Source organism: Nocardia sp. NPDC049149 (assembly GCF_043197455.1).
GTDB lineage: Bacteria > Actinomycetota > Actinomycetes > Mycobacteriales > Mycobacteriaceae > Nocardia.
In genome coordinates, this window is sequence record NZ_JBICTD010000001.1 from 438728 (window position 1) to 464547 (window position 25820).

22 protein-coding genes are annotated in these 25820 nt (G+C 68.0%); 12 read left to right on the forward strand and 10 right to left on the reverse strand.

The annotated features are described in order from the left end of the window. Nucleotide 1: 1 nt before the first annotated feature. Complete coding sequence (locus ACGFNJ_RS02190) at nucleotides 2-586, forward strand: TetR/AcrR family transcriptional regulator (protein WP_393442439.1); 585 nt, start codon at nucleotides 2-4, stop codon at nucleotides 584-586. A gap of 8 nt (nucleotides 587-594) precedes the next feature. Here ACGFNJ_RS02190 and ACGFNJ_RS02195 read toward each other — a convergent pair whose 3' ends face one another. Continuing rightward, nucleotides 595-2103 carry a PLP-dependent aminotransferase family protein gene (locus tag ACGFNJ_RS02195; RefSeq protein WP_393442441.1) on the reverse strand — a complete coding sequence of 503 codons (1509 nt, stop codon included), beginning with the start codon at nucleotides 2101-2103 and terminating at the stop codon, nucleotides 595-597. A 61-nt stretch (nucleotides 2104-2164) separates the two neighbouring features. Here ACGFNJ_RS02195 and ACGFNJ_RS02200 point away from each other — a divergent pair, with 61 nt between their 5' ends. The 3 genes from ACGFNJ_RS02200 to ACGFNJ_RS02210 all read left to right on the forward strand — a co-directional run bounded on the left by ACGFNJ_RS02200 (nucleotide 2165) and on the right by ACGFNJ_RS02210 (nucleotide 4137). Beyond that, on the forward strand, nucleotides 2165-2599 hold the full coding sequence (locus ACGFNJ_RS02200) for a hypothetical protein (RefSeq protein ID WP_393442443.1): 435 nt from the start codon (nucleotides 2165-2167) through the stop codon (nucleotides 2597-2599). 55 nt (nucleotides 2600-2654) lie between these two features. Next, nucleotides 2655-3224 (forward strand): methylated-DNA--[protein]-cysteine S-methyltransferase, encoded by a 570-nt coding sequence (locus tag ACGFNJ_RS02205; protein WP_393442445.1) that lies wholly within the window; start codon nucleotides 2655-2657, stop codon nucleotides 3222-3224. Nucleotides 3225-3318: 94 nt separating this feature from the next. Beyond that, nucleotides 3319-4137 (forward strand): alpha/beta fold hydrolase, encoded by an 819-nt coding sequence (locus tag ACGFNJ_RS02210; protein WP_393442447.1) that lies wholly within the window; start codon nucleotides 3319-3321, stop codon nucleotides 4135-4137. Between the two features lie 24 nt (nucleotides 4138-4161). Here the strand turns inward: ACGFNJ_RS02210 and ACGFNJ_RS02215 are convergent, their stop codons facing one another. Further along, nucleotides 4162-4614: a hypothetical protein gene (locus ACGFNJ_RS02215; RefSeq protein ID WP_393442449.1), complete on the reverse strand. Its 453-nt coding sequence runs from the start codon at nucleotides 4612-4614 to the stop codon at nucleotides 4162-4164. A gap of 430 nt (nucleotides 4615-5044) precedes the next feature. Here ACGFNJ_RS02215 and ACGFNJ_RS02220 point away from each other — a divergent pair, with 430 nt between their 5' ends. Further along, a complete protein-coding gene (locus ACGFNJ_RS02220) occupies nucleotides 5045-6550 on the forward strand; it encodes a glycosyltransferase family 39 protein (RefSeq protein ID WP_393442451.1) in 1506 nt (501 codons plus the stop codon). A 159-nt stretch (nucleotides 6551-6709) separates the two neighbouring features. On the opposite strand, the gene ACGFNJ_RS02225 is transcribed toward ACGFNJ_RS02220, so the two are convergent. Together ACGFNJ_RS02225 and ACGFNJ_RS02230 are read right to left on the reverse strand one after the other, a co-directional pair. Next, entirely contained in the window at nucleotides 6710-9313 is a 2604-nt protein-coding gene (locus ACGFNJ_RS02225) for a LuxR C-terminal-related transcriptional regulator (RefSeq protein ID WP_393442453.1), read from the reverse strand. Between the two features lie 165 nt (nucleotides 9314-9478). Next, nucleotides 9479-10771 (reverse strand): adenylosuccinate synthase, encoded by a 1293-nt coding sequence (locus ACGFNJ_RS02230; RefSeq protein ID WP_393442455.1) that lies wholly within the window; start codon nucleotides 10769-10771, stop codon nucleotides 9479-9481. Between the two features lie 297 nt (nucleotides 10772-11068). Between ACGFNJ_RS02230 and ACGFNJ_RS02235 the strand changes: the two genes are divergently transcribed. Both ACGFNJ_RS02235 and ACGFNJ_RS02240 read left to right on the forward strand, forming a co-directional pair. Beyond that, nucleotides 11069-11728, forward strand: a complete 660-nt coding sequence (locus ACGFNJ_RS02235) for a hypothetical protein (protein ID WP_393442457.1) — start codon at nucleotides 11069-11071, stop codon at nucleotides 11726-11728. Beyond that, on the forward strand, nucleotides 11725-12507 hold the full coding sequence (locus ACGFNJ_RS02240; protein WP_393442459.1) for a site-2 protease family protein: 783 nt from the start codon (nucleotides 11725-11727) through the stop codon (nucleotides 12505-12507). Before ACGFNJ_RS02235 ends, ACGFNJ_RS02240 begins: the two co-directional genes overlap by 4 nt. A gap of 377 nt (nucleotides 12508-12884) precedes the next feature. On the opposite strand, the gene ACGFNJ_RS02245 is transcribed toward ACGFNJ_RS02240, so the two are convergent. Continuing rightward, a complete protein-coding gene (locus tag ACGFNJ_RS02245) occupies nucleotides 12885-13988 on the reverse strand; it encodes an aromatic acid exporter family protein (RefSeq protein WP_393442461.1) in 1104 nt (367 codons plus the stop codon). Between the two features lie 55 nt (nucleotides 13989-14043). Beyond that, entirely contained in the window at nucleotides 14044-14487 is a 444-nt protein-coding gene (locus ACGFNJ_RS02250) for a DUF3151 domain-containing protein (RefSeq protein ID WP_393442463.1), read from the reverse strand. Nucleotides 14488-14686: 199 nt separating this feature from the next. On the opposite strand from ACGFNJ_RS02250, the gene ACGFNJ_RS02255 reads away from it, so the two are divergent. Together ACGFNJ_RS02255 and ACGFNJ_RS02260 are read left to right on the forward strand one after the other, a co-directional pair. Continuing rightward, nucleotides 14687-17563 (forward strand): hypothetical protein, encoded by a 2877-nt coding sequence (locus tag ACGFNJ_RS02255; protein WP_393442465.1) that lies wholly within the window; start codon nucleotides 14687-14689, stop codon nucleotides 17561-17563. Nucleotides 17564-17836: 273 nt separating this feature from the next. After that, nucleotides 17837-18892, forward strand: coding sequence for a fused (3R)-hydroxyacyl-ACP dehydratase subunits HadA/HadB (locus tag ACGFNJ_RS02260; protein WP_393442467.1), 1056 nt, complete (start codon nucleotides 17837-17839; stop codon nucleotides 18890-18892). A gap of 5 nt (nucleotides 18893-18897) precedes the next feature. Here ACGFNJ_RS02260 and ACGFNJ_RS02265 read toward each other — a convergent pair whose 3' ends face one another. Next, nucleotides 18898-20364 carry a DUF4185 domain-containing protein gene (locus tag ACGFNJ_RS02265; protein WP_393443714.1) on the reverse strand — a complete coding sequence of 489 codons (1467 nt, stop codon included), beginning with the start codon at nucleotides 20362-20364 and terminating at the stop codon, nucleotides 18898-18900. A 162-nt stretch (nucleotides 20365-20526) separates the two neighbouring features. Here ACGFNJ_RS02265 and ACGFNJ_RS02270 point away from each other — a divergent pair, with 162 nt between their 5' ends. Then, a complete protein-coding gene (locus tag ACGFNJ_RS02270) occupies nucleotides 20527-20832 on the forward strand; it encodes an excalibur calcium-binding domain-containing protein (protein WP_393442469.1) in 306 nt (101 codons plus the stop codon). A gap of 32 nt (nucleotides 20833-20864) precedes the next feature. Here the strand turns inward: ACGFNJ_RS02270 and ACGFNJ_RS02275 are convergent, their stop codons facing one another. Together ACGFNJ_RS02275 and fbaA are read right to left on the reverse strand one after the other, a co-directional pair. Next, nucleotides 20865-21983: a BTAD domain-containing putative transcriptional regulator gene (locus tag ACGFNJ_RS02275; RefSeq protein ID WP_393442471.1), complete on the reverse strand. Its 1119-nt coding sequence runs from the start codon at nucleotides 21981-21983 to the stop codon at nucleotides 20865-20867. A gap of 32 nt (nucleotides 21984-22015) precedes the next feature. Continuing rightward, nucleotides 22016-23050, reverse strand: coding sequence for a class II fructose-bisphosphate aldolase (gene fbaA, locus ACGFNJ_RS02280; protein WP_393442473.1), 1035 nt, complete (start codon nucleotides 23048-23050; stop codon nucleotides 22016-22018). A gap of 298 nt (nucleotides 23051-23348) precedes the next feature. On the opposite strand from fbaA, the gene ACGFNJ_RS02285 reads away from it, so the two are divergent. Both ACGFNJ_RS02285 and ACGFNJ_RS02290 read left to right on the forward strand, forming a co-directional pair. Beyond that, the gene (locus tag ACGFNJ_RS02285; RefSeq protein ID WP_393443716.1) at nucleotides 23349-24008 is read left to right on the forward strand and encodes a DedA family protein; all 660 of its coding nucleotides are present in this window, start codon (nucleotides 23349-23351) and stop codon (nucleotides 24006-24008) included. 52 nt (nucleotides 24009-24060) lie between these two features. Continuing rightward, the gene (locus ACGFNJ_RS02290) at nucleotides 24061-24726 is read left to right on the forward strand and encodes a DedA family protein (RefSeq protein WP_393442475.1); all 666 of its coding nucleotides are present in this window, start codon (nucleotides 24061-24063) and stop codon (nucleotides 24724-24726) included. Here the strand turns inward: ACGFNJ_RS02290 and ACGFNJ_RS02295 are convergent, their stop codons facing one another. Then, the gene (locus ACGFNJ_RS02295) at nucleotides 24727-25815 is read right to left on the reverse strand and encodes a glycoside hydrolase family 76 protein (RefSeq protein WP_393443718.1); all 1089 of its coding nucleotides are present in this window, start codon (nucleotides 25813-25815) and stop codon (nucleotides 24727-24729) included. Nucleotides 25816-25820: the final 5 nt, after the last annotated feature.

Below are 25820 nucleotides of genomic sequence, written 5' to 3' on the forward strand. Positions count from 1 at the left end.
CATGCCGCCCACGTCCGCACGACCGCTGCGCGCCGACGCCGAACGCACCGTGCGCGTCATCCTGGACGCGGCCGAGCGCGTGCTGAGCGAAAACCCGCACGCCACACTGGAACAGATCGCCGAGGCCGCCGGGGTCGCCCGCACGACGGTGCACCGGCGCTTCGCCAACCGCGAGGATCTGTTGCGCACCATGGCCGTTGCGGCATGGCGGCGGATCGCCGCGGCAGTGGACGCGGCCCGACCGCAGACCGCGCCGCCACTGGTCGCGCTGCACCAGGCCACCGCCAACGTCATCGAGATCAAGTACGGCGCCGCCTACGCGCTCGAACGCGTCGACAGCACCGATCCCGAAGTCGCGGCCCTCCAGTCGGACGTCTACGCCAAATGCGACGCGGTGTTCGTCAGAGCCCAAGCCGATGCACTCATCGCGGCCGACACCGATCTGGCCTGGGCCAGGCGGGTCTACCTCGCGCTGATCACCGAAACCGTGCACGGCAACACAACATTGGACGGCAACGCCGACCCGGACACCCTCGCGCGCCGCGTCATCGACACGCTCATGAACGGTATCGGCAACCGCCGGTAACCCACGGCTCAGTAGCAGGTGAGCGGCTGCAGCGGATCGGCAGCGCGCGGCGTCAGCGCCTCGTAGGCGGCCGCCATCGCCTTGACCGCCAGCCGGAGTTCGGGCTCCTGATGGGTGAAGGGCAGCCGAATGAACCGCTCGAAGGCGCCTTGCACCCCGAATCGTGGTCCGGCAGCCAGCAATACGCCGTGGTTCGGCGCGGTCGCGGCCAGTGCCGTCGACACCGGAGCAGGCAGCTGAGCCCACACCGACATGCCGCCGGCGCCGAAAGTCGGCCGCCAGTCCGGCAGTTCCTCGGCAAGGGCCTCGATCAGCGTGGCACGCTGCGCGCGCAACTGGCCGCGGCGGCGCTCGAGAATGGGGCCCGCATTGGCGAGCAGGTGCACGGTGGCCAACTGGTCCATCACCGGCGTACCCAGGTCGACCGTGGAGCGGATGCCGAGCAGTTTGGTGATCAGCGGCTGATTCGTGCGGATCCAGCCGACGCGCAGGCCGCCCCAGAACGACTTCGAGGCCGAGCCGATGGTGACGATCTCGTTGCCCTTGGCGAAGGCGGCGACCGGCGGCTGCAACTCGTCGCTGGAGAGGTCGAGCTCACCCATCGACTCGTCGACCACGACGGTCATCCGGGTTTCCCTGGCGATGGCGGCCAGTTCCGCGCGACCCTCCGCATCGAGCAGCAGCCCGGTCGGATTGTTGAAGTCGGGCACCAGATACGCCAGGGTGGCCGCGGTTTGCCGTGCGGCACTGCGGATTCCGTCGAGATCCCAGCCCTTGTCCGGACTCTCGGGCCGCAGCGGCACCGGAACCGGGCGGGCGCCGACATCGCGGATCGCCTCGATGGCGTTCGGGTAGGTGGGGTGGTCGATGAGCACCCTGGCCGCGGGGGCGGTCAGGACGTTCAGCAGCAGCCGCAGGCCGTGCTGGGCGCCGAGGGTGACCAGGATCTGGTCCGGATCGGTGGCAAGGCCGCGTGCGGTGAAGCGGCGGGCGATCGCCTCGCGCAACGCGAGCACACCGACCGGGTCCATGCCGTGCGTCCCCAGGTAGGCCGGAATGCCTTCCAGCGCAACCGAATATGCCTCCTGCATCTCCATCGGGGCGGCCATCGCGGCATAGGTCATGTCGATGGTCGGCAGCTCGGAGGCCCCCATCATCGCCAGGATGCTCCTGGCCGGCTTGCTGCCGTCGTGCTGCACGTCCCGCGGCAGCGCGACCGTGCTGCGCGACCCTTGTCTGCTGATCAGGTAGCCGTTTTCCCGGAGCAGCGAATACGTCGAGGTGATCGTCGTGCGGCTGACCCCGAGGGTGGCGGCGAGGTCACGCTCGCTCGGCAACGCGACGCCGAGCGGCGCCCGCCCGTCGTGGATCAGCAGCCGAATGCCTTCGGCGAGTGCGAGATACGCCGGGCGCGCGGACCGCCGCGCCGACGCCACGCTCTCGCCGTCCGCATCGATACTCCGCCACCGGCCAAGGTCGCGGGCCAGGGTGCCCGCGCCGATCACTCTCGTCGCCATACAGTCCAGTATTGAGGGATTGGATATTTAAAGCAAGGCCAGTCGCGCGCAAGCTGGGTACATGAGCACCTTTGCCGCCTTGCTGGTCGTCGCCGTCTTCGGCTACGCCATCTATCACTACCTGCCCAGGGGCGCCGAACGGGCGTTCCGGCTCGAGCGTTTTCATCCGCGCACCCCGATGTCCGACTGGAGTACCTCGTACTACGAGGACCAACGCCGCTACTCGGATCTGGCCGCGATCTACGGGCGCAGCGACCTGCCTGACACCAGGCCTGCGCTCGACCCGACCACCGATGAGCTCGCACAATCGGCGCAGGCTTCGGGCGAAGACGCCGCGGCGCAGCCAACGAAATCGCAAGTAGTCCAGAGCATTTGCGACGCCAGGTCGGCCGAAGGCACGGGCAGCGGTGCGGCGCGAAAAGCCGCGACCCGCGACGGCGTCCGACAGCTCGGTCCCCTCGCTGACCGAAGCACACTAGGAATCAAGGCCAGTTGAGTAAAACTGGACTGGTATCTGTGTACTTGTCGGTGCCCCGGTGCACACTGGCAGCATGAGTGACCCGCGTTGCCTGTCCGCCGAGGCAACACTCTTCGACTCCGCGATCGGCCGCTGTGCGATCGCGTGGAGTGGAGCGACCGTGATCCGGTTCCAGCTCCCCGAAGCAAGCCCCGCCGCGACCCGTGCGCGCATCACGCGCCGTCGCGCAGGCCTGCCGGACGACGAGGTCCGCGAAGAGACCCCCACCGGCGCGATCGCCGAGGCCATCGAGGCCATCCGCGCCCATCTCGCAGGCGAACTCGACGACCTGCGCTGGATCCCCCTGGACACCAGCGGAATTCCGGAGTTCCACCGTGCGGTCTACGAGGTGACCCGCGCCATCGACCCCGGTCACACCCTCACCTACGGCCAGGTGGCCGACCGCATCGGCGCGCCAGGCGCCGCCCAGGCCGTCGGCCAGGCCCTCGGCCGCAACCCGATTCCGCTGATCATCCCCTGCCATCGTGTGCTCGCCGCCGACAACGCCCTGACCGGCTTCTCCGCGCCCGGCGGCATCACCACCAAGCAGCACCTGCTCGAGATCGAGCGCACGCCCGGCTTCGGCGAGCCGACACTGTTCTGAGCCGACACCGATTAGTCCCGTCGTCACGCACCGTCTGAACAGGCACAAGCACCGACGAACAGTGGCCGGACGGCCCGAGGAAAGTGAGACAGCCGTGCACACAGTGACTTCCGCGGACGGCACCGTGATCGCGTACGACCGCCGCGACGGCACCGCAGGGACCGTGATCCTGGTCGACGGCGCCTTCGGCTACCGGAACTTCCCCAAGACGGTGGCGCTGGCCGAGGCGCTGCACCGCGAGTACGACCTCACCGTCCTCACCTACGACCGGCGCGGCCGCGGCGACAGCACCGACACACCGGGCGACTACGACGTCGAGCACGAAATCGACGACCTCACCGCGCTGGTCGAGTCGGTGGGCGGATCGGCGGCGCTGTACGGCATCTCGTCCGGCGCGGGTCTGGTGCTGCGTGCGGCAGGTTCGGGCCGCGTGCCCGGCATCACCAAGGTGGTCGCCTTCGAGCCGCCGTTCGTGGTGAACCGCGAACACTTCGTCCCCGATCCCGGCCTGCACACCACCCTGCACGAACTGGTGGCCGCCGACCGCCGCGCCGACACCGTGCGCTTCTACATGACCAAGGCCATGGGCATGCCGCGCGCGATGGTCGCCGTCATCCGGTTCACCCCGTTCTGGAAGAACCTGCTCGCCACCGCGAACTCGACACCGCACGACTGGGCCGTGATGCACGAGTTCATGCGCGGCGAACCGTTGCGCACCGAGGACTGGGCCGGGGTCAAGGCCGAGACCTTGGTCATCGCGGGCGCCAAGAGCATTCCCCTGCTGCGGACCGGCGCCGAGGCGATCGCGGCCGTTCTCACCGATGCCGAATTTCAGGAGATCCCGAAACTCAGCCATAACCCGAAGGTGGAGCTTCTTGCTCCTGTCGTCGGTGAATTCCTCACCAGGACATAAGCAGAAGCTCCACCTGTGCCGGCGTCAGTAAACCGTGACCCTGGTAACGCTCGGCGAGTGCGGGTAATTAGTGGTGATGGAAATCTCGACGTCACCCGCTCCGGTGTAGAGGTGGTCGATGTTGCCCACTTTCGGCGCCACCCAGAAGAACGGCTGCCAATTACCCAAACGGACGGGCACCGCGCCTGATTCGCCGGTGGTGAAGTTTCGCCATTGCACCGTCGGCGTCAACTCACACCACGGTGCAGGCACGCCGAATACCTTCAGCCAGCCCTTCAACTGCAGGCTGACCTGGCCTGGCACATCGCCCTGTGGATAACTCTGACCAATTCCCCAGACGTCGCCCGCGCAGCCGATCCCGTCGGCCCCCGTGGTCAGCAGCGGTAGGTCGAAACTCCGGTACTCACTGGCCGAGGCGGGTGCGCTGAGGCCGATCATGGCGGCAAGCACGCCTGCGCCGACGAGTACGCTGCTCAACTTTTTTCTGGACAATTATCGACCTTCCGCAGTAACTGCGCACAGTCGCTCCCCACTCGCTCAATTCACCGTGTCGAGTCGCGGCGTGCACAGGATTCGGGCTGGATGATGGACGGTAACAGGCGATCTCGCCCGGTCGGTATCCCCCGATATCGGGGGCAGCTCCGCGCCGTCCGAATCGCAAACCTACCCATTCCAGATCGAGGCAACGGCGGTTTCGAACGAACGTCGCAATGGCATATCGAATATCCGATTCGGCGTGTTACTCGACAAAGGTGTGCACCGGCGTGGTCCCTCTGCGTGGTTGGGGTAGTCCTTCGTCCCTACTCCGGTCGATACCTGCGGCGGATTCGGCAGGACGGGCGCCGGCCGCACAATCGGTGGGCGCGCGCTCAGGTCGGCTTCGGAAGACAACGACGGAGGGTGGGACATGCCCACTGCAGAGGCTCAATCATCGATAGACGTGGCACCGCTCGACCCAGGGCCGGAGCTGCCTCGGGTGGCATGGGCGCCGGTGCTCGCGGTGGCGGGGATCGCCGGGCTGGCCCTGTTGATCGCCAGCCGCAACTACGGCTACTTCTTCGACGAGGCGTACTTCGTCGTCGCGGGCCGCGATCACCTGGCCTGGGGCTATTTCGACCAACCCGCGCTGATCCCGGCGTTGGCGGCGGCGATGAATCACCTTGCGCCCGACTCGCTGACCGCGCTGCGGCTGCCCGTCACGGTGGCCGCGGCGGTCGGCATCGTCCTCACCGCGCTCCTGGCGCGCGAGTTGGGCGGCGGTCGCGGCGCGCAGGTGCTCGCGGCGATCGGGTACGCGTTGTCCACCGCAGTGGTGCTGTGTCACTGGCTCGCGACGTACTCGCTGGATCCGGTGTTCTGGACCGCGATCGTGTTTCTGGTGGTCCGCTGGGCCCGGCTGCACGCCGAGGGGCGGCCCGACGATCGGCTGCTGCTCGGGGCAGGGCTGGTGACGGTGCTGTCGTTGCAGACGAAGTTCCTGGTGCCCGCGCTCTGGGTGGCACTCGTGCTGTGCGCCTTGGTGTTCAGGCCGCGGCGTCTGGTCGGCAGGCCCTTGCTGTGGGTCGGCGGGCTCGTCGCGGCGCTGGCCACCGTGCCGAATCTGATCTGGCAGCAACAGAATTCGTGGCCGTACACGCACATGTCGGAGGTGGTGGCCGCCGAGTTTCCCGGTGTCGGCCGGTTTCTCTGGGACAGCGCGGCGGGTGCGGGCCTCGCGGTCGGGTTGCCGTTGCTGCTGATCGGATTTCCCGCGCTGCTGTTCGGTCAGCGGTTTCGCACCTATCGATTCGCCGGTGCCGCGCTCGCCCTGGTTTTCCTTGCCTACCTGGTGAGTTCGGGGCGCTCGTACTACACGGCAGGTTTGTACGCGCTGCCGATCGCCGCAGGCGCAGTGGTCGTGGCCGGATTGAGCAAGCACGTTGTGGTCCGGGTGCTCGTCGCGGTCGCTCTGACGGCCGGGCTCGCGATGGGCGCGGCCGCGGTCCCGGTGTATCCACGCTCCTGGGCGGAACGCATTCCTGATACCACCGCCATCCTGACCGCGCGGGCATTCATCCAGTCCGACACCATGATCGGCGATCTCTCGGACGCCGTCGCCGCGGCCTACAACGGACTCCCGGCCGAGCAACGCTCGCAGACGGCCATCCTCGCCGAGAGCTACCCCTTCGCCGCCGCCGTCGACGTGAACCGTGGCGCGACGGGCCTGCCACGCGCCTACAGCCCACACCGCGCGTACTACTACTTCGGCGCCCCACCGGAAACCGCCACGGCCGTACTGTTTCTCGGTACCCCACCGCCACAGCTCACCGCCGCGTTCACCGACTCCGAGCCCGTAATCCCGGACCTGGCAACCCTTTTGACGGGACGAACAGTGCCGTGGACAGTACTCTGGCCACAACTACGCGCCCAGTAGGCGGCCATCGTGCCCGGCAACCACCTCAACCGCTAGGCGCGCGACGTGCCCCACCAAAATCCGCACCCTTTCAGCGAATCCGCACCCGCTGCGGGGTGCCAGAAGCAGTGCGGATGCACAGAAAGGGTGCGGATCTGGGGTCCGCCCGGCGTACTGCGGTCAGCCGGGCGTGGATTCACCACGCATCAAGGCGCCCAACGACTCTCGGTCGGTGACGTCCATCTTGATGCAGGCGCGGTAGAGGTGGCCCTCGACGGTGCGCACCGAGACGGTGAGGCGGTCGGCGATCTGGCGGTTGGACAGGCCTGCGGCAACGAGATTGGCGATCTCGCGTTCCCGGGCGGTCAACGGCAGCGGCTGGGCGGCCTGCCGCAGCGCGGGCGTGCTCGCACCGCCACACGCGGCGGCGAGCCGGTTGGCCGCGGCGGCCGATTCGAGCAGGCGGCGGCGATCGCCCGCCCGCTCGTGCGCGGACGCCGCCTGGGCGGCCGCATCCGCGGCCGAAAGCAGCGCGCCGATCCGCTCGAATTCGGCTGCGGCGGCATCGAGTCCCGGTCCGTCGTGCGCCGCCACCGCGACCGCGTGCCTGGCCTGGGCCTGCACCAGCCTGCCGTCCACCCTGGCCGCGAGATCGGCGAGCCTGCCCGCCGCGGAGTGGTCGCCGAAGCGGGCGGCGGCATGCAGCGCCATGGCCTCGATCGCGTGCTGGTTCGAGCGGGCCGCGGCATCGGCCGCGCCCATCGCGAGGCGGATGGCCGGGGTGACCGTGCCCTCGGCGGCGGCATGCCAGGCGCGCGCGATCTCGAGCTGCGGCACGTAGACCGCACTGTGCCTGCCGCCGCGCGCGGTGGCCTCCCCGATGGCCTCGGCCGCTTCAGTCGCGCGACCGAGTGCCGAATAGGCCTCGGCCAACCGGATCCGCGCCGGGAACATCCACGCCGCCGCGCCTTCGGTGGCCAGCGCGGCCAGCGCCTGCTCCAGATTCTCGATGCCGTCCAGGAAGTGCCCCTGTGCCACATCGACGGTGCCCTGCAGGATCTTCGACATCCCCCACGCCAGGTACTGCCCTGGCGCCGAATAGCCGAAATAGGCTGCGGCACAGCGTCTTGCGGCCTCCAGGTCGCCGGTGAAGATCAGCGCGAGCACTTCGGCGTGCGTCGACATGAACCGGTTGAGCCCGTCGATCTCGCTCTCGATCTCGTGTCCGCGTGCCGCGTACTCCAACGCCGCCGTGCCCTTGCCCATCAACGTCAGCGCGAGCCCACCGCCGAACGACGCCCACCAAATCGCCCACGGCGGTGCGTCTTTCACCGCCATCGCCTTCTCGGCCTCGGCGATGGCCGCGTCGATCCGGTTCTCGTTGACCGCGGTCGCGGAGGCGAGCCCGTCGAGGATCGCCACGATCTTCGGATGCCGCACCTTGCCGCGGACCAGCGTGAGCACTTCGTCGGCGCGATCGGCATCGCCCATGGCCCATAACAGGTTTGCCACCCTGGTGCTGCCCCAGCGGGCCAGCTGCACCTCGTTGAGTTTGTCGGGATCGAAGCTGGCCAGCGTGCGCTCGGCCTCGATCCGATGGCCCTGCCACAGCAACGCCCTGGCCAGCAGATCCGCGGATTCCACCCCGCCGCGGCGTTCCACCGCTGCCCTGGCGAACCGCTCGCCGAGCGGCAGGTTCGCCAGCCCGATGGCATCTTCCGCGGCCGCCTCGAACAGCTCGAGATCGGCGGATTTGTCGCTGTCCAAAGCCAATTCGGCCAGCCGGATCCGATCCGGCGCGGAGTTGATCGGCCGCTCCTTGAGCGAGGAGTACAGCCTGCCGCGCAGCCTGCGGGCCGAGGCGATGCCGAGCCTGCGCCGGATCACCTCACCGAAGAGCGGATGGTTGTATCGCACGATCAGCTGGTGCGAGTTCTCGACAACCCGGATGAGGCCACGGGTTTCGGCGGCCTCCACCGCCTCCTCGCCCGCCAGTTCGGACAGCACGTCCAGGTCGATCGGTTCGCAGAAGGTGAGCAGCTCGAGCACCCGCAGTACCTCGTCCGGCAGCTGCTCGACCCGGTCTTCCAGCAGCGCAGCCAGTTCCGAGGTCACCGCGGCCCGCCCGCGCAGCTGCCACACGCCGTTGACCTGGCGCAGCGAGCCGGCTTCCAGCGCGCCTTCCACCAAATGCCTTAGGAACAGGGCGTTTCCGCCGGAGGACTCCCACATCAGGTTGGCGGTGAAGCCCTCGAGCTGCCCGCCGAGCATCGACTCGACCAGATCGACGCTCTGGCGCTGACTGAACGGATTCAGGTCGATGCGCAGCAGGTGGCCGTCTTTCCACAGCGAGGTGACCGCGTCGGGCACCTGAACGCCGCTGCGCACGGTGGCCACGATGTGCGCCGCCTTGTCGATGGCCAGCTGCAGCAGCAACGTCGCCGACAACTGGTCGAGCAGATGCGCGTCGTCGACACCGATGATGGTGTGTCCCTCCGCGAGCAGCGCTTCGCGCGCCGCGGACATGAACGTCACCGGATCGTGCGCCGTATAGACGCCGACCATGTGCGCGAAGACACCGAGCGGGATGCTTCGCGCCGACTCGGTGCCCGCTACCCAGCGGATATTGCCGCCGACGGCGGCGGTTGCCTGTCTTGCCAGCGTCGTTTTACCGACACCGGCATCGCCGGTCAGTACCGCGCCGACATGTTCCTTGCCGGTGAGGGCCGCGCGGATCGCCTCGAACTCGGTCTCGCGCTCGATCATCGGCCAGTTCCGAGCCATAACTCTTACTGTAGTTCGTCCTCGATCATGATCGAAGGTCTCGAACGATGAACGGCGACAATCATTCAGCCCCCGGATAACTTTCCGGCCACACACGCGGTCGGGACGGCCGCTCCTGCCGGGGACGGCTCCCCGTCAGGCCGCACACCGCCTCCCCGTCAAGCCCTACAGCGCGAGGACGTCGTGCCGCACGATGGTCTGATCGCGGCCCGGCCCGACGCCGATGCAGGAGATGCGGGCGCCGGAGAGCTCTTCCAGTCGCAGCACGTACGCCTGCGCGTTCGCGGGCAGCTCCTCGAAGGTGCGGGCGCCGGAGATGTCCTCCCACCAGCCAGGCATCTCTTCGTAGATCGGCTTCGCGTGATGGAACTCGGTCTGGGTGGTCGGCATCTGCTCAACCCGCTCGCCGTCGACGTCGTAGGCGACGCAGATCGGCACCGTCTCCAGGCTGGACAGCACGTCCAGCTTGGTGAGGAAGTAGTCGGTGATGCCGTTGACCCTGGTCGCGTAGCGGGCGATGACCGCGTCGAACCAGCCGCAGCGCCGGGCGCGTCCGGTGGTGACGCCGACCTCGCCGCCGGTCTTGGCCAGGTAGGCACCGAATTCGTCGAACAGCTCGGTCGGGAACGGGCCCGAGCCGACGCGGGTGGTGTAGCACTTGAGGATGCCGAGCACCGCGTTGATCTTGTTGGGTCCGACGCCAGCGCCGACCGCCGCGCCACCCGAGGTCGGGTTGGACGACGTCACGTACGGGTAGGTGCCGTGGTCCACGTCGAGCAGCGTGCCCTGCGAACCCTCGAGCAGCACCGTCTCGCCGTTCTCCAGCGCGACGTTCAGCTTCAGCCTGGTGTCGGCGATGCGGTGCTTGAAGCCCTCCGCCTGCGCGAGCACCTCGTCGACCACCTGCTGCGGGTCGAGCGCGCGCCGGTTGTAGATCTTGACGAGCACCTGGTTCTTGAACTCCAGGGCGGCCTCGACCTTCTGGGTGAGGATCTTCTCGTCGAGCACGTCGGCGACGCGCACGCCGACCCGAGCGACCTTGTCCTGGTAGCAGGGGCCGATGCCGCGGCCGGTGGTGCCGATCTTGTTGTTGCCGAGGAAGCGTTCGGTGACCTTATCGATGGCGACGTGGTACGGCATGATCAGGTGCGCGTCGGCGGAGAGCAGCAGGCCGGAGGTGTCGACGCCGCGCTGCTCCAATCCGGCCAGCTCGTCGAGCAGCACACCGGGATCGATCACGACACCGTTGCCGATGACGTTCGTCACGCCAGGGGTGAGGATGCCGGAGGGGATCAGGTGCAGCGCGAAATTGTCGCCGTTGGGCAGCACCACGGTGTGGCCCGCGTTGTTGCCACCCTGGTATCGGACCACCCATTGCACCCGGCCACCGAGTAGATCGGTTGCTTTGCCCTTACCCTCGTCGCCCCACTGGGCGCCGATCAGGACGATTGCCGGCATGGTCGTATCTCCTACGGTTCGACGTGCAACACCCTGGAGATGGCAGCCGGGCGAGCCGGCGGGGCGGTAAACACCAGTGTTGCAGCTACCTGCCGTATCGAGGCGGTGGCCGGGAGCACAGTCTAGTAGACGCGTCGACACCGGCGGCGGACCGGATCTCTGCGTAGGCTCGACAACCATGTGACCTTTGGCCGGGCAGGGCTAAGGTTGCAGCCGGTGAGCCGGGCAGAGCTCGCCGGGAGAGTCACGGCAGGGACCGACGGATGTCGGCTCGGACCTAGGAGGGTGTACGGCAGTTTGAGTACCCATGTTCTCCGTTGCGACGGCGCACCGGTACCGATCGCCCTCGCCGCGCTGCCGACCAGCTCAACGACCGCCATCCCCGACACCGCCCTGATCGACGAGCTGCTTCCCGTGCTCGCCGCCGACAGCCTGCCCCGGCTGATCGTGCTCGGCGCGGACGCCGCGCTCGCCGCGGTGCTGACGCACCTGATGCGCACCGAACGGCTGCACGTGGAAATCGGTTACGTGCCGGTCGACAAGACCTACGCCTCCCGCGCGTATCAAATCGCGACCGGCAACGCCGCCGCCAAGCGGGCCATCGATGGCCGGGCGACCGAGGTGCCGCTCATCCGCGACGACACCGGGCAGGTGATCGTCGGGCGTGCCAGGATCACCGGGACCGATGCGGAAAAGCTGGAGGGGGAGGCCTACGTGGACGACGTGCAACTGTTCTCGGGGAAGGTGACCGCGATGCTGGTGTCGCCGACCCTGCACCAACCTGGTGTGCGGGCGACCATTCAAAAGGGCATGCGCAAGCGCCGCTGGGTCGAAGGGCGCGCCGCGCAGCTCGGCACGCCGGGCGCGGTGGTGACGCGCGACGGCATCAGCAGCGACCGGACGGTGCCGCGCTCGAGCTTCTACCGGCATCACGAACCCTGGCTGCTGGTCCGATGACGACGCCGTTTCCCGCGGACCGCCGCGCACGCGCCGTGCGGCCGAGCCCGGTCTTCCTGCTCGTCGTCCTCATCACGATCGTCGGCGGTGCGCTGGCCTGGGACGCCGACCTCGACTCGACCCGCGCGAAGGTCGGGGTGTTCGTGCTCGTGGTGTTCGGCTGGATCATCACGCTGTGCCTGCACGAATTCGCGCACGCGTTCGCCGCGTGGCGGGCCGGTGACCGCGAGGTCGAGCTGCGCGGATACCTCACGCTGAACCCGTTGAAGTACAGCCATCCGCTGCTGTCGATCGTGCTGCCGATGGTGTTCATCGCGCTGGGCGGGATCGGCCTGCCCGGTGGTGCGGTGTACGTGCACACGCACAATGTGTCGCCGCGCATGCAGCGGATCATCAGTGGCGCAGGGCCTGCGGTGAACGCGGTCTGCGCGGTGCTGTTGCTGGTGGTCGTCGGGGTATTCGGTAGTGCGAGTTCGCATCCCGCGCTGTGGTTCGGGTTGAGCTTCCTGGCGTTCCTGCAGATCACCGCGACGCTGCTGAACCTGATTCCGCTGCCGGGGTTGGACGGGTACGGCATCCTCGAGCCGTCGCTGAGCTATCAGACCCGGCGTTCGCTCGACCAGTTCAAGCCGTTCGGCATGCTGCTGGTGTTCGCCTTGCTGTTCACGCCCGCGATCAATCAGGTGTTCTTCGACGCGGTGTATTCGTTGTACGAGCTGTCCGGGGTCGATGCGGACTGGTCCCGTTACGGCAGCTATCTGACCCGGTTCTGGACCTAGCCAGGAAACAGCGTTCTGGACCTAGCCAGGCAACAGCACAGTGGCCGCCCGATCTGGACCTCGTGACCGGGCGGCCCTGCTCTCCGCAGCGGCAATCTGCCCCAACCCGACCGGCCACCACACCCATGACCGGCGGGGCAGTTCGCGTGTATGCGAAGTGATCGACCGCGACACCCCTCGTCATCGCGGTCACTGCTACAAGTTATGGCGTCGAGCCGACCAGGACACGAGTAGCCGACTACCCAAAAGATCATCACCGGGCTTCGCAGCGCGCGGCGCGAGCACTCACACCCGGCGCGGACGTCCGTGATCCGCTGAGTAGTCCACAACAGCGCTACGCCTCCGTGGTGCTGCTGCGCTGCCTCCGGCGCTGATGCTCAGTCCTCAGGAGTGACAAACGGTTTGGGCACCGTCGGCGGGAGCAGCGCGATCGCGGAGATGCGTTTCATGCCACACACCTGCATCAAATCGACCACGACCGAGCGCACCTGCGCGAACACTACGTGCGCCGAAAGCCCGGATCCCTCAACCAGTTCCGGACGGGCGCCCTTGGCGACCGTGCGCAACACCCTGGCCGCTTCGGCCTGGTCGGGCTGCTCACCGGGATCGGCGAGCATCATCCTGCGCAGGACTTCGACCGACTGGCCGAGCCTTTCGACCTCGTCGATCAGGCGCGGGTCGAGGATCTCGTCGTCCTGGACCAGTGTGAGCGAGCGGCGCAGCAACACCCGCACGTTGCGGACCGCGTTGTCGAGCGGGTCGGCGGTGGCCTTGATGCGTTCGAGCCTGGCCCGAGAATTCCAGTACAGCGGGGAGATTCGGCTGATCTCCCTGCCGCCCTCCAGTGTGGCGCGCAACGTATCGATCTGCGGTTGCGTCGCCCGGACCGCCGCCAGCGCGGCCCGCACCTTGTCCGGATCTTGTTCGAGCAGGCCGTCGGCGCATTCGGTGAGCGATTTGCTCATCACCGCAAGGATTTCCGCGGCCTGCTCCCTGGCCCTGCGCACCGGATGCAATGGAATCGCCGCCACCACAACGACTCCCACCAGGCCGCCGACCAGGGCATCGATCATGCGGGAGAAGCCGCCGCCCGCCGACGGCGGCAGCAGCGTCGCGACGAGCACGGCGGAACCGGCCGCCTGCATGGTGATGATCGACCCACCGTCCAGGAAGACCGCCGCCGCCATGGCGACCGCGACCACCAGCGCGATCTGCCAGACGCCGGTGCCGGCCCTGGTGATGAACAGGTCACCGATGCCGATGCCGACCGCGACACCGACGACCAGCTCCACCGAACGGCGCAGCCGCGCACCGAACGAGATGCCGATCGACACCACCGCAGCGGTCGGCGCAAAGAACGGCTGCGGGTGGCCGACGATATCGCGCGCGATGAACCAGGCCAGCGCCGCGCCGACCGCACATTGCACGATCGGCAACGCGGACAGGCGCAGTCGCGACCACGCGGAGCGCAGCTGATCCATGCTGCTCGCCTTGGCGACATCAACACGGGGCTTGAGATCAATCAATGACGACGGCTCAGTCGAGGCCGAGCTCGGTGGCGGCCCGCGGATCGCAGTCCTCCAGCAAGTCGAGGCAGCGCGCGTATTCCTCGGTCTCACCGATGATCTTCGCCGCGCGGGCAAGCGCGCCGACGCTGCGCAGGAAACCGCGGTTGGGTTCGTGGCTCCACGGCACCGGGCCGAAGCCCTTCCAGCCGTTGCGGCGCAACAGGTCGAGGCCGCGGTGGTAGCCGGTGCGGGCGAACGCATAGGCGGCGACGACATCGTGGTTGATCGGCTCATCCTGGGCTTCAGCCCTGGTCAGCGCGTCTTCGGCCAGCGTGGCCCATGCGATCGATGCGGCAGGATGGTCGGCCGCGACCCGCACCGGGTCGGCCTTGTCGAGCAACGCGTCTTCCGCGTCGGAGATTTCGGGGAGGAGTACCGGTTGCGGGCCGAGCAGATCACCGAACGAGGTCATGGGCTTCATTGTGCACCGATGCCCGAATTGCCGGTCGGTCGTGCCTCCAGATTCGCGTCATTCGTGCGCCGACAGCGCATGTTCGGCGAACCCTCGTATTCGATTCCCGCTATGGGTGCCCTGAAGTCGGCCTTCGTGCACGCGTGCCCGTTAGGCTGGCCGTCGAGTTCAAATGTTCCGCCCGAGCGAGGGGTAGTGCGTGTCCGACCCGAAAGACGACAAGAACCCGGCGCGGGAGAGCGCCACCCCGGCGTCCCCGGCGGGAACCGACGCACGCCAAGACACCGCCTCCGGCTCGGCCGCAACCCCCTCGGCCGCGCCGACCCGCCCGATCTCCGCCTCGGCGTCGAGCCCGTCCGCGCCCACCGACGGCGCGAAGACGTCCGCTCCGGGTTCTTCGGCCCCTACCACGCCAGGTGGCCCGGCCGCGTCGACCTCTGCGACAACACCTGCCCCTCATGGCACATCGGCCGACCAACGAGATCGCGCCGCCGGACAGCAGGATTCGGCCGCTGCCACCAACGGCCCGGCCAGCTCCGGCGCCGCTGAGACGGCCGCTGCCGCACCGTCCGGCACCACCTCCGGCCAGCAGACACCGAGCAGCGCGACCCCGACCGGTGCACCGAATGCCGGTGGAACCGACGCCACCGCGGCATCGTCGGCAGCCACGTCTCGGCCGAGCAGCCCGGGCACAGCGTCCGGCCAACAGGCGCCGAGCGGCACACCGCCGACCGGTGCACCGAATGCGGGTGGCGCCAGCGCAGCCGCGTCGCACTCCGCGCCGAATCGAAACCCAGGAACCACTGCGGGCTCGACAGCCGCAACTGCGGACCAAAGCCGTCCTGGCCCGAGCTCGGCCCAGGCACCGTCACAGGGTGCGGAAACCGCAGCGGCGCAACAAGGTAAGCCTTCCGGCGGAGTCGCCGCCGACATCGCCGAGGGCGGGGCGGCAAACAAGGCCGCAGCATCCGAGACCGCTGGACTCCAGCACAAGGATCGGAGCACGCCGGGATCGGTCGCGGAAACCGCGGGCCAGACAACGCAGTCCAGTGCGGCCGCAGCGAGCAGCGCGGCATCCAGCGGCACCGCCGGCGGCGCAGCCGAAGCCGAAGCCGCCACCGAGGCGATCAAACGAAGCGATGAAGTCCGGCCCGGATCCGCCGCAGGTGGCAGCACTCCGGGAACTGCCGACCATGCGGCACCGGGCGCGAAAGCCACAGCGGCGCAACAGAGCAACCCCACTCAGGCCGGTACCACCGCTGCTGCTGCCGCCGGTACGGCCGCGGCACGACCGGACACCCCGACGAAGTCGAGCCCGGAAGGTGCTGGCGCCCAGCCGAACAGCCCGGCCAAGGGCGCTACCGCAACAACCGAGGCCTCGGCAGGCGGAACCCGCAGCGGGGCAGCCGGATCCGAAGCGGCGACCGAGGCGATCAAGCGAGGCGATCAAGGTCAGTCCGAGGCGGCCAGCGCAAGCACTGCATCCGGCCAAGCATCATCGACGCCTGGCGCGAAAGCGGCTGACACCCAGCTGAACAGCCCGGCCCAAGGCGGCGCCGCAGCAGCCAGCTCGGCGAGCCCGGCAGTCCAGCCGGGCGACCCAACTCGCGGCGATGGCGCGCCAGGGTCCGCGTCACCAGGCGGATCGAGCCCGGTAACCAAGGGCGGCGAAACACCAAGCGGAACAGAGCCTGCGGCTCAACCGGGCGGCTCGGCGCAAGGCGACGCGGCGGGCTCGACAACCAAGCCCGACAGTCCCGTTCGCGGCGCGGCAGCCCCCGGAACGCAGCCGAGCAGTCCTGCGCAAGGCGGCACAACGACATCCGGCGGCACCAGCACGACGCCGAGCAGCCCCACGCAGGGCGATGCCACACCATCCGCCGGCACGGGGTCGGCGACTACGGCAAGCAGCCCCACGCAGGGCGATGCCACGACATCCGGTGGCACCGGGTCGGCTACTCAGCCGGGCAGTGCACCGTCGAAGCGCAGTCCTTGGTTCGGTGGCGCTGCCGCCAACGCGGCGCAGGGTGGTGCGCCGAGTGACGCTCCGGCGGAACAGGCGGCACCGGCACCGAAAGATGCTGTCGCGGACGGGGATGCGCCGACGACGGTGATTCGGGTGCAGCGGCCGGAGCCGCCAGTGGCCGATGCCACCCCGGAGGCGGACACGGTCAAGATGCAGACCGGTGCGCCTGCGGGGCAGGCCCCGGCGGGGGCCGAGGATGTGACCGTCGCGATGCCGGTCATCAAGCCGGACGAGGCCAAGACGGTGGCGCTGCCAGTGCAGCGGCCAGCGGGGGCGCCGAAGGCGCCGGGTACCGATCGGGTCGCGCCGGGCGCGGGGCGGGTGCCGATCACCAAGCCGCCGAGCACGCCGCGACCTGCGCCGGGACCGAAACAGCCTGGTGCGCATGGACCTTCGGCACCGGCACCGGGTGGGCCGGTCGAGCAGCCGATGCCACCGCAGCAGGCGCGACCCGGCTCGGCGCATTCGCCTGCCGATGTGCAGCCGACGACGCCGGTGCAGCCGTTGCAGCCGCGCCCGCCGCAACCTCGGACGATCGCGCCGCCGCAACGGATCGAGCCTGCCGCGCAGGCGCCGGTCGACGCGGTCAGCAGGTCTGCGGACGGCGGACGGTCCAAGCGGGTGCTGCTCATGGTGGCCGGCGCCGCGGTGCTGGTGGTCGTGTTGATCGGCGTGATCGTGGCCTTCGTCACGAACGCGAAGGACAGTTCGCCGGAGGCGAAGGTGCGCGCCGCGATCACCGATTACACACAGGCGCTCAAGACCGGTGATCTGAACACGTTGCGCTCGACGACCTGTGGCCCATTGCACGATTTCTATCAGGGCATTCCGGCGGATCAGTTCGCCGGCGTGCACCAGCTGTCGATGGATCGCCGGTCCATTCCGGTGGTGGACGGCGTCGACGCCATCCGCATCACCGACAACACCGCGATCGCGCAGGCGACCGTCTACACCGAGGCCGATCCGGCGAAACGCTCGGCGCGGACGTTCGATCTGCAGAACACCGACAAGGGCTGGAAAGTCTGCGATCCGCCGACGAGCACACCGTAGCGATACATGGTTCGCTAATCGCTGATGGTTCGAGCGGGGTCCGCGCGCGTGGAATTCGCGCGCGGGCAACCGCCGGGCTTCATCTCATTTAAGGGTAGCTAAACACGATCGTCGCATTTCGGACGTGGTGCCGCGGCGCACGAGATTTCAAGTGACGAAAAGGCAAATTCGACAGCAATTCCGCATCGATAAACGGTAGCGCTGCTCACAGTCTCCTGGTCATCGGTCCTATTAGTTGTTAGCGTGGCCCGCATCATGGGCACGGAACAGACGATGACGCTCGAAACCGATGGCGTAACGCAGACAGAATCACTGGCTGGACAGCGGTACCGCGTTCGGGACCACTATGAGGTCGGTCGCGAGAAGATCCGCGAGTTCGCGCGTGCGGTGCAGAACCATCACCTTGCGCACCAGCAGGAAGCCGACGCGGGCAAGCTCGGCCACGACGGTGTCATCGCGCCACCCACGTTCGCGTCGGTGATCGGCTCGGCAGGCACCCGGTCGCTGCTCGAATCGGTGCTCACCCAGTACGACCTTTCCCAGCTCCTGCAGACCGACCAGGTGTTCCAGGCCTATCGGCCGATCCTCGCCGGCGACAAGCTGACCAGCGAGATCCTGATCGAGTCGATCCGCCAGTTCGGCGACAACGATTTCGTGGTGGTGCGCTCCGCCCTGGTCAACCAGCACGGCGAGCTGACGCTGATCGGCTCGACCACCATCGTTGCCCGCCGCGGCGCCGACGTGGACCCGAACCTCGCCGCCGTGGTCGACAACATCATGATGCACGGCGAGGTGGTCGAATTCCCCACGGAAGCCGACGGACTCGACGACAACTCCGCGCTGATTCCGCTCGGCATCGGCGAACTACCCGCGCCGGCGGCAGGCTACGAGAGCGCACCGGTGCACACCCTGCCCGCGTTCGACGAGCTGTCCGTCGGCGACCAGCTGCCGCCCGCGTCCTTCCGGCTGGCCCGCGGAGATCTCGCCAATTACGCGGGGGTGTCCGGCGATGCCAACCCGATCCACTTCAGCGAGCACGCCGCGCAGCTGGTCGGCCTGCCGACGGTGGTGGCGCACGGCATGCTGACCATGGGTCTGGCCGGCGGCTATCTCACCTCGTGGCTCGGCGATCCGACCGCCATCGCGAAGTTCAGCGTGCGCTTCGCAGGCTTCGTCCCGGTCGCCGCGACCGAGGCGAGCTCGGTCGAGTTCACCGGCAAGGTCAAGTCGCTCGACCCGAGCACCCGCAGCGCCACCGTAGTGCTCAGCGGTACCTCGGAGGGCCGCAAGCTCTTCGGCCGCGCCATCGCCGAGGTCCGCCTGACCTAGGAGCTCTACTCGAGCACGGCGTGCATCAAGTAGACGTTGTAGTCGCTCCATGTCGAGATGGTGTAGTAGAGGTCGTTGCCGGACGACCACGGATGAATGAATCCGCCATACAGTTCCGGATAGTCGCGCACTGTCGTCGTCGGGGTACTCGCCGACCACGCCCCCTGCGGTGAATCCGCCTCGCGGACAACGATGGCCGCCTTGGCCGTGTCGAGATAGCTCATCTGCCAGACATTCCTGGCTTGGTCATAGCGCACGGACAACTCACCGGCCGGACCGTCGACCACGGGGGTCGCGGCGCTGAATCCGCCCACCGGCGTCCAGCTTCCGTCCCGCCAGTACTGATACGCGGTGGTGTTGAGCACCTCGTTCTTCGGCACCCGCGCCAACCCGACCGCACCGAGCCTGGTGTTGGGTGTGCCGAACATGTAGACGTAGTCGCCCTGCGGAACCATCGCGCTCACTTGAAAATTCGCGAGCCCGAAGATGTTGTCCCAGCGCGCGTACGGATCCTTGGTCCAGGACTGCCCGTGATCGTCGGAGTAGGCGATGCCGCCGTAGTTGGTGAAGAACGTGCCGGGCAGGCTGTGCCAGGTGCGCACCGAGGTGTAGCTCAGGTACTGCCGATCGCCGAGCGCGAACCCGGACGTCGGAATCGTGGTGAGCTCCACATTGTCGAGCTTGCGACTGGACAGCACCTCGGCGGCATGACACCGGTCGTCGGTGACCATCCGGTCGTAGGTGACGCCGTCGGCGAGCTCCCGATCGGTGCTGAACGCCAAAACATTGCTGCGCCAATCCATCCCCATGCCACCCGGCGGATGAAATCCGCGGCCGACGGTGTCGCCGAAGACGGTCGCGATCTCACCGGGCGCGCTCTCCCACATGATGCCGAGGTCGGTGCCGTCCACCTGCCAGCGCTTGTCGGTGCGGTTCAGCGAATGCGCGCCGGTCAGCTTGGCCACCTCGCGCACGGCGCCGACCCGCGGCGCGGGTGGCGCCGGTGCCGAGGCGGCGGGCTCGACGGGTGGTTGCACCGGCGCGGGCGGCGGCGGCACCGGGCCGGGATCCGGTCCTGGACCAGGCACCGCGAAATGGAAAGGCTTGGGCTGCAACAAGACTTCCGGCACGCCGAGCTGCGCCGCGAGACCGGGCGGCGGCTCGGGCAGATCGGTGAGGTCGGGGCACGGGCTGGTGCACGGGTTCGGCGGCAGCTCCATCGCCGTGCGGCTCGGCTCCGGTTCGGGTGGCTGCGGCGGCAAGACGGTGATCACCGGGTACGGGATCGGCACCTCGAGTGTCTTGGGCACCAGCGGTTCGTGCGTCGCCACCGGATCGGTGGTGCACGGCCCGGTGCCCGCCACCTCGGTGCCGGACGGTTCCGGCGCCGCGACGGCCGGTCGTTCGGCGCACACCACGGTTCCAACGCCGATCACGATCGCGCCCACCGCGGCCAGCATGCGCATGGCCATAGTCAACCCCTCGACATCCATCGCAGGACAACGCACCAGCGCGGCCGACCCTACCCGACCGGCCATGGTCTGACTCGAAAGATTTTCGGTGTCGCACGATAAATTCGCGGTCCAGGAAAATCACATCCCACAGCACCGGTATTTCGGCGCAGGATGGACAGCGTGAGTATTTCTTTGTTCCGGCGCGTGACACCCGCGATCGGTGCCGCGTGTCTCGTGGTCGGCGCCCTCAGCGTCGTCGCGCCGACCGCCACCGCCGATATGCCAACCGCCGTCGCCGTTTCCGCACGTCCCGATTCGATTCCGCCGTCCAACACCGACAGCAAGAGCGACAAGAAGAAGCGCAAGATCTACACCAACTGTGATCAGGTTCGCGCCGAGACCGGCGGGCCGCTGCGGTTCGGTCAGCCCGGGTTCAACTCGTTCCTCGACAAGGACAACGACGGCGTCGCCTGCAACGAATTCTGACCAATCCCGGCCTGCGGCAAGCGAAAACTTGCCTACCTGACGGCCTGGAAGGTCAACATCGTTGCCCCGATGCGGATCTGGTCGCCGTCGGCGAGCAGCGCCCCGCTCTCGATCGGATCGTCGTTGACGTACACGCCGTTGGCCGAGTGCAGGTCCTTGATCAACAGACCGGCCCGGCTCGGCATGATGTGCGCGTGATACCGGCTGGCCTTCGGGTCGTCTAGCACCAGATCGTTGTCGGTCATCCGGCCGATCCGCAAGCCGCCCTGCGCGATCGACACCACCCGGCCGTCGGGTAGTCGCAGCTGTCCGCTGCGCACCGCGCTCGGCGCCTCGGTGACCGTCTCGGTCATCGCCGCGGCCATCCGTTCGACCTGACGCAGTTCGACCGTGCTCAGCGGCTCCTGCCGCAGCACCCGCTGTTCCAGCTCGATCAGCGCGGGGCCAGGATCGATGCCCAGCTCCTCGGCGAGCACCGCGCGGACCCGCCTGCACGCATCGAGCGCGTCGGCTTGCCTGCCGGACAGGTACAGCGCGGTGATCAACTGACCCCACAGCGGCTCACGCAGCGGCTGCTCGGTGGTCATCGAGACCAGCTCACCGATCACCGATGACGCACGCCCGCACGCGATTTCGGCGTCGATCCGGGCGGAGGCGACGAGCAACCGCTCCTCGTCCATCGCGGTGGCGAACCCGTCGGCGAACTGCAGCCCGGCCAGGTCAGCCAGCGCGCGCCCGCTCCATTCCCGCAGTGCGGCACCGAAAAGCTGGGACGCGCCGTTGTGGTCGCCGATCTCGGCGGCCCTGGTCGCCGCCTCCCGCGTCGCCTCGAACCGCCCGAGATCGCACGCGTCCTCGGCGACTTCGAGGCGATAGCCGGAGGATTCGGTGCGCAGCACCGCCGCCGGATCCACACCCGAATTACGCAGCGCCTTACGGATATTCGACACGAATACCTGCAGGCTGGCCGCGTAGGAATCGGGCGGATCCTCGTTCCACACCATGTCGGCCAGCGCGGCCGACGACACCGCACGCCGTCGATTCACGGTGAGCGCGGCGAGTAAAGCCCGCGGCTTGGGCCCGCCGACCGCCACCGGCTCACCGCCGACGAGCAACCGGACGGGCCCGAGCACGCGCACATCCAGACACATGAGCTGTCGAGCCCCCGGTGGGTTGTGATGGGTCAGGCGCTGATCGACCTTCCCGCGGACTTCAGATCATTGCACGCCTCGGTGACACGTGCGGCCATCGAGGTTTCCCCCTTCTTCAAGTAGCTGCGGGGGTCGTAAACCTTTTTGTTGCCGACCTCACCGTCGATCTTCAGCACACCGTCGTAGTTGGCGAACATGTGCGCCGCGATCGGCCGGGTGAAGGCGTACTGGGTGTCGGTGTCGACGTTCATCTTCACCACACCGAAGCGAAGCGAATCCTCGATCTCCGACTTCAGCGAGCCGGAACCACCGTGGAAAACGAAGTCGAACGGCTGCGCGTCCGCACCGAGACCGAGCTTGGCCGCGGCCACCCGCTGCCCCTCGGCGAGCACCTCGGGCTTGAGCACCACGTTGCCCGGCTTGTACACACCGTGCACGTTGCCGAAGGTCGCGGCGAGCAGGTACTTGCCGTTCTCGCCTGCGCCGAGCGCATCGATGGTCTTCTCGAAATCCTCGGGCGAGGTGTAGAGCTTGTCGTTGATCTCGGCCTCGACGCCGTCCTCTTCACCGCCGACCACACCGATCTCGACCTCGAGGATGATGTTGGCTTGCGCACAGGCCTTCAACAGTTCCTGCGCGATCTCCAGGTTCTCGTCGATCGGGATCGCCGAGCCGTCCCACATGTGCGACTGGAACAGCGGGGGCAGCCCGCCGTTCACCCGCTCCTGCGAGACCGCGATCAGCGGCCGGACGAAACCGTCCAGCTTGTCCTTCGGGCAGTGGTCGGTGTGCAGCGCAATGGTGATGTCGTACTTCGCGGCAACCACGTGCGCGAACTCGGCAAGCGCGACCGCACCGGTCACCATGTCCTTCACCCCCTGGCCGGAGCCGAACTCCGCACCGCCGGTGGAGAACTGGATGATCCCGTCACTGCCCGCCTCCGCGAAACCCTTGATGGCCGCGTTGATCGTCTCCGAGGACGTGCAGTTGATGGCGGGGAAGGCGAAGGAGTGCGCTTTGGCCCGACCGAGCATCTCGGCGTAGACCTCCGGAGTCGCGATGGGCACAGTAAGACCTCCGTGTTTGTTGCGGCAAAGACCTATTTTGTCAGGCACCACCCTAAGTCAGCAGTCTTTCTCCTGGTATCCAGGGAGGTCTACCAGGTGACCGCCGGGTAGTTTCGTGCACAGCAGGAGGATTCTCAGCCGAACCCGGTACTGTAGTGCCGGTAATTGCGCTGGCAGCTTCCGATGCGGTGGCAAGCGATCCGGCCGGCCGTAATCCAGGACAGGAGACCGCGTGATTCTGCTGGCAGCGACAGAATCGGTGACGAACAACCTCGCCATCACGGAGTTGCTCGATCCGATGCACCTGCTCACGGAGACGTGGCTGAAGAACGCGGTGCTCCCGGCGATCCTGGTGATCGTCTTCATCGAGACCGGTCTGCTGTTCCCGATCCTGCCTGGCGACTCGCTGCTGTTCACCGGTGGTCTGCTGGCCGCGCAGCCGAATCCGCCGGTCTCGATCTGGTGGCTGCTGCCCCTGGTCACGCTGATCGCCTTCGCAGGCGACCAGTCCGGCTATTGGATCGGCCGCGGCATCGGGCCCGCGCTGTTCCACAAGGAAGACACTCGCTTCTTCAAGAAGCACTACGTCACCGAGACGCACGAGTTCTTCGAGAAGCACGGCCCGAAGACCATCATCCTGGCCCGGTTCGTGCCGATCGTGCGCACGTTCATGCCGGTGCTGGCCGGTGTCTCCAAGATGGACTACCGCAAGTTCGTCGCGTTCGACATCGTCGGCGCGATCCTCTGGGGTGGCGGCATCACGGTGCTCGGCTACTTCCTCGGCAACGTCGCTTTCATCCGCGACCACGTCGAGGCCATCTTCCTGCTCATCGTGTTCGTGTCGATCTTGCCCGGCATCATGGCGGTCGCGAAGAAGCTGCTCAATCGTGGCGCGCAGCAGCCGGCGGCCCAGCCAGAAGCCGAGCTGACCGCCGCGGCGAACGAGCCGACTCGCTGAGCTCGTGTTCGAGGCGTCCTCGCCCCTAGCTGTGGGCAGTTTCGATCCGCTGATGTCAGCGGGGCCCGCGCTCGTCTGGACAGTGGTGCTGACCTTTGTCTTCCTCGAATGCGCGGTGATTCTCGGGCTTTTCCTGCCCGGTGACTCCATGCTCATCACCGCGGGCGTCGTGATGGCCTCGCACGCCTCCGGTGAAGCGCAGGTCTGGGCGCTCTCGATCGGCACGATGATCGCGGCGATCGCGGGCAACCAGGTCGGCTACGTCATCGGGAGCCGGACCGGGCACCGGCTGGTCGCCCGCAAGAACGGGCGCTACATCAATGCCAAGAACCTGCAGCGGGTCACCGAGTTGTTGCGGCGGCACGGGTTCGTCGCCGTGCTCATCGCCCGCTGGATTCCCTGGGTGCGCACGCTGTGCCCGACGGTCGCGGGCGCGGCCGGGATGGACCATCGCAAGTTCACCGTGGCCAGCACGATCGGCGCGATCCTGTGGGCGCCGGTGCTGCTGCTCATCGGGTATTACGCGGGCGGCTTCCTCGATCGGGTGCCGTGGCTGATGCCCATCGTGATCGCCACGCTGGTGATCGGGTTGATCGTCGGCACCGTGCTCGGCATCAGGCACTACCGCCAGGAAATGGCCAAGCCCGCCGAGGATTTCGAGCTGGAAACGGTGCCGATCAACATCGTCGACGCCGAAACCCGCACAGCGCGAGGCTGATCACAGTCCCGCGGCGCTGACCAGGTACGCGGCTTCCATCAGCAGCCAGCCCGAAAGCTGCACCGACAGATCCCGTTCCGGCACCTTCGACGAGGTCACCGAACCACCGACGGTGAACCGGCCGGCCCCGGCACTGCCACCGGGCAGCGTCGCAGGCTTGCTCCAGTCGTGCCCGAACAGCGGCTCACCCTCGACCTCCAGCCGGTTGGCCCACGCGGCCGAGGCGGAGGCGCGCACGATCGCGGCCGCGGTCTTGCGATCGGCCTCCTGCTCGGGGTCGTCGCCGGGCAGCATCAGCGCAACCAGCGCGAGATAGCGGGCCAGGATGCCGTTGAACAGGCCGCCGTCCCCACCGCCGCCACCGTTGACGATGCCGCGGGTGGTCAGGTGCTCCTCGACCGCGGCGAGCAATCGATGCACCCGCTGCCCGTGCCTCGGCTCACCGGTGTGCACCGCGAGCTCGGTCTCCACCCCGAGCACCACGCCCTGGCAGTAGGTGAACACCGGACGCTCGATCTCGCCGGACGGCAGATGGATGCCGTCCAGGATCAGGCCGGTCTCCGGATCGCGAAGCGTCGCGTCGAGCCAGTCGGCCATGTCCTGGGCCCGCTGCTGCCGCCCGAGACGCAGTAGTGCGATGGCGGCAGGGCCGTTGGCGGGCGTATTGTAGTAGTCGGAGGCGATGCGCCACGGCAGGCCGCCGCCGACCGCCGGGTTCCAGCCGTCGTACAGCGGGCGCTCCAGCGCGAGCAGGCCGCCACGCACCTCGGTGATGCCCTGGGTTCGCTCGGCCCGTTCCAAGGCAATGGCCAGCCAGGCCATGTCGTCGTAGTACCGGTTGGTCCAGCCGTTGAGGTTGCGGATGCGGTGGGTGCGCGCGATCGTGGCGATCCGCTTGCGGCGCACCGGAGTCGGCACTCGATTGGCGGCATCGACCGCGCAGTCGATCAGGTGTGCCTGCCACCAGTAATGCCAGGTGCCGAAGGCCCGTTCCCGCTTGGTGGCAGGCCAGCCGACCACGCCCAATTCGGTGCCGGGTATGGCCCACAATGCGCGCAGATGCCGGGAGACGATCGCGGATTCCGCCATGTCGG

Coding starts and splice junctions, on each gene's coding strand:
- ACGFNJ_RS02225 (WP_393442453.1), bottom strand. CDS start 9,313: ATGGCTCGGAACTGGCCGATGATCGAGCGCGAGACCGAGTTCGAGGCG.
- ACGFNJ_RS02265 (WP_393443714.1), bottom strand. CDS start 20,364: ATGGCCATGCGCATGCTGGCCGCGGTGGGCGCGATCGTGATCGGCGTT.
- ACGFNJ_RS02220 (WP_393442451.1), top strand. CDS start 5,045: ATGCCCACTGCAGAGGCTCAATCATCGATAGACGTGGCACCGCTCGAC.
- ACGFNJ_RS02275 (WP_393442471.1), bottom strand. CDS start 21,983: ATGTGTCTGGATGTGCGCGTGCTCGGGCCCGTCCGGTTGCTCGTCGGC.
- ACGFNJ_RS02195 (WP_393442441.1), bottom strand. CDS start 2,103: ATGGCGACGAGAGTGATCGGCGCGGGCACCCTGGCCCGCGACCTTGGC.
- ACGFNJ_RS02260 (WP_393442467.1), top strand. CDS start 17,837: ATGACGCTCGAAACCGATGGCGTAACGCAGACAGAATCACTGGCTGGA.
- ACGFNJ_RS02245 (WP_393442461.1), bottom strand. CDS start 13,988: ATGGATCAGCTGCGCTCCGCGTGGTCGCGACTGCGCCTGTCCGCGTTG.
- ACGFNJ_RS02230 (WP_393442455.1), bottom strand. CDS start 10,771: ATGCCGGCAATCGTCCTGATCGGCGCCCAGTGGGGCGACGAGGGTAAG.
- ACGFNJ_RS02200 (WP_393442443.1), top strand. CDS start 2,165: ATGAGCACCTTTGCCGCCTTGCTGGTCGTCGCCGTCTTCGGCTACGCC.
- ACGFNJ_RS02295 (WP_393443718.1), bottom strand. CDS start 25,815: ATGGCGGAATCCGCGATCGTCTCCCGGCATCTGCGCGCATTGTGGGCC.
- ACGFNJ_RS02205 (WP_393442445.1), top strand. CDS start 2,655: ATGAGTGACCCGCGTTGCCTGTCCGCCGAGGCAACACTCTTCGACTCC.
- ACGFNJ_RS02285 (WP_393443716.1), top strand. CDS start 23,349: ATGCACCTGCTCACGGAGACGTGGCTGAAGAACGCGGTGCTCCCGGCG.
- ACGFNJ_RS02290 (WP_393442475.1), top strand. CDS start 24,061: ATGTCAGCGGGGCCCGCGCTCGTCTGGACAGTGGTGCTGACCTTTGTC.
- ACGFNJ_RS02250 (WP_393442463.1), bottom strand. CDS start 14,487: ATGACCTCGTTCGGTGATCTGCTCGGCCCGCAACCGGTACTCCTCCCC.
- ACGFNJ_RS02240 (WP_393442459.1), top strand. CDS start 11,725: ATGACGACGCCGTTTCCCGCGGACCGCCGCGCACGCGCCGTGCGGCCG.
- ACGFNJ_RS02190 (WP_393442439.1), top strand. CDS start 2: ATGCCGCCCACGTCCGCACGACCGCTGCGCGCCGACGCCGAACGCACC.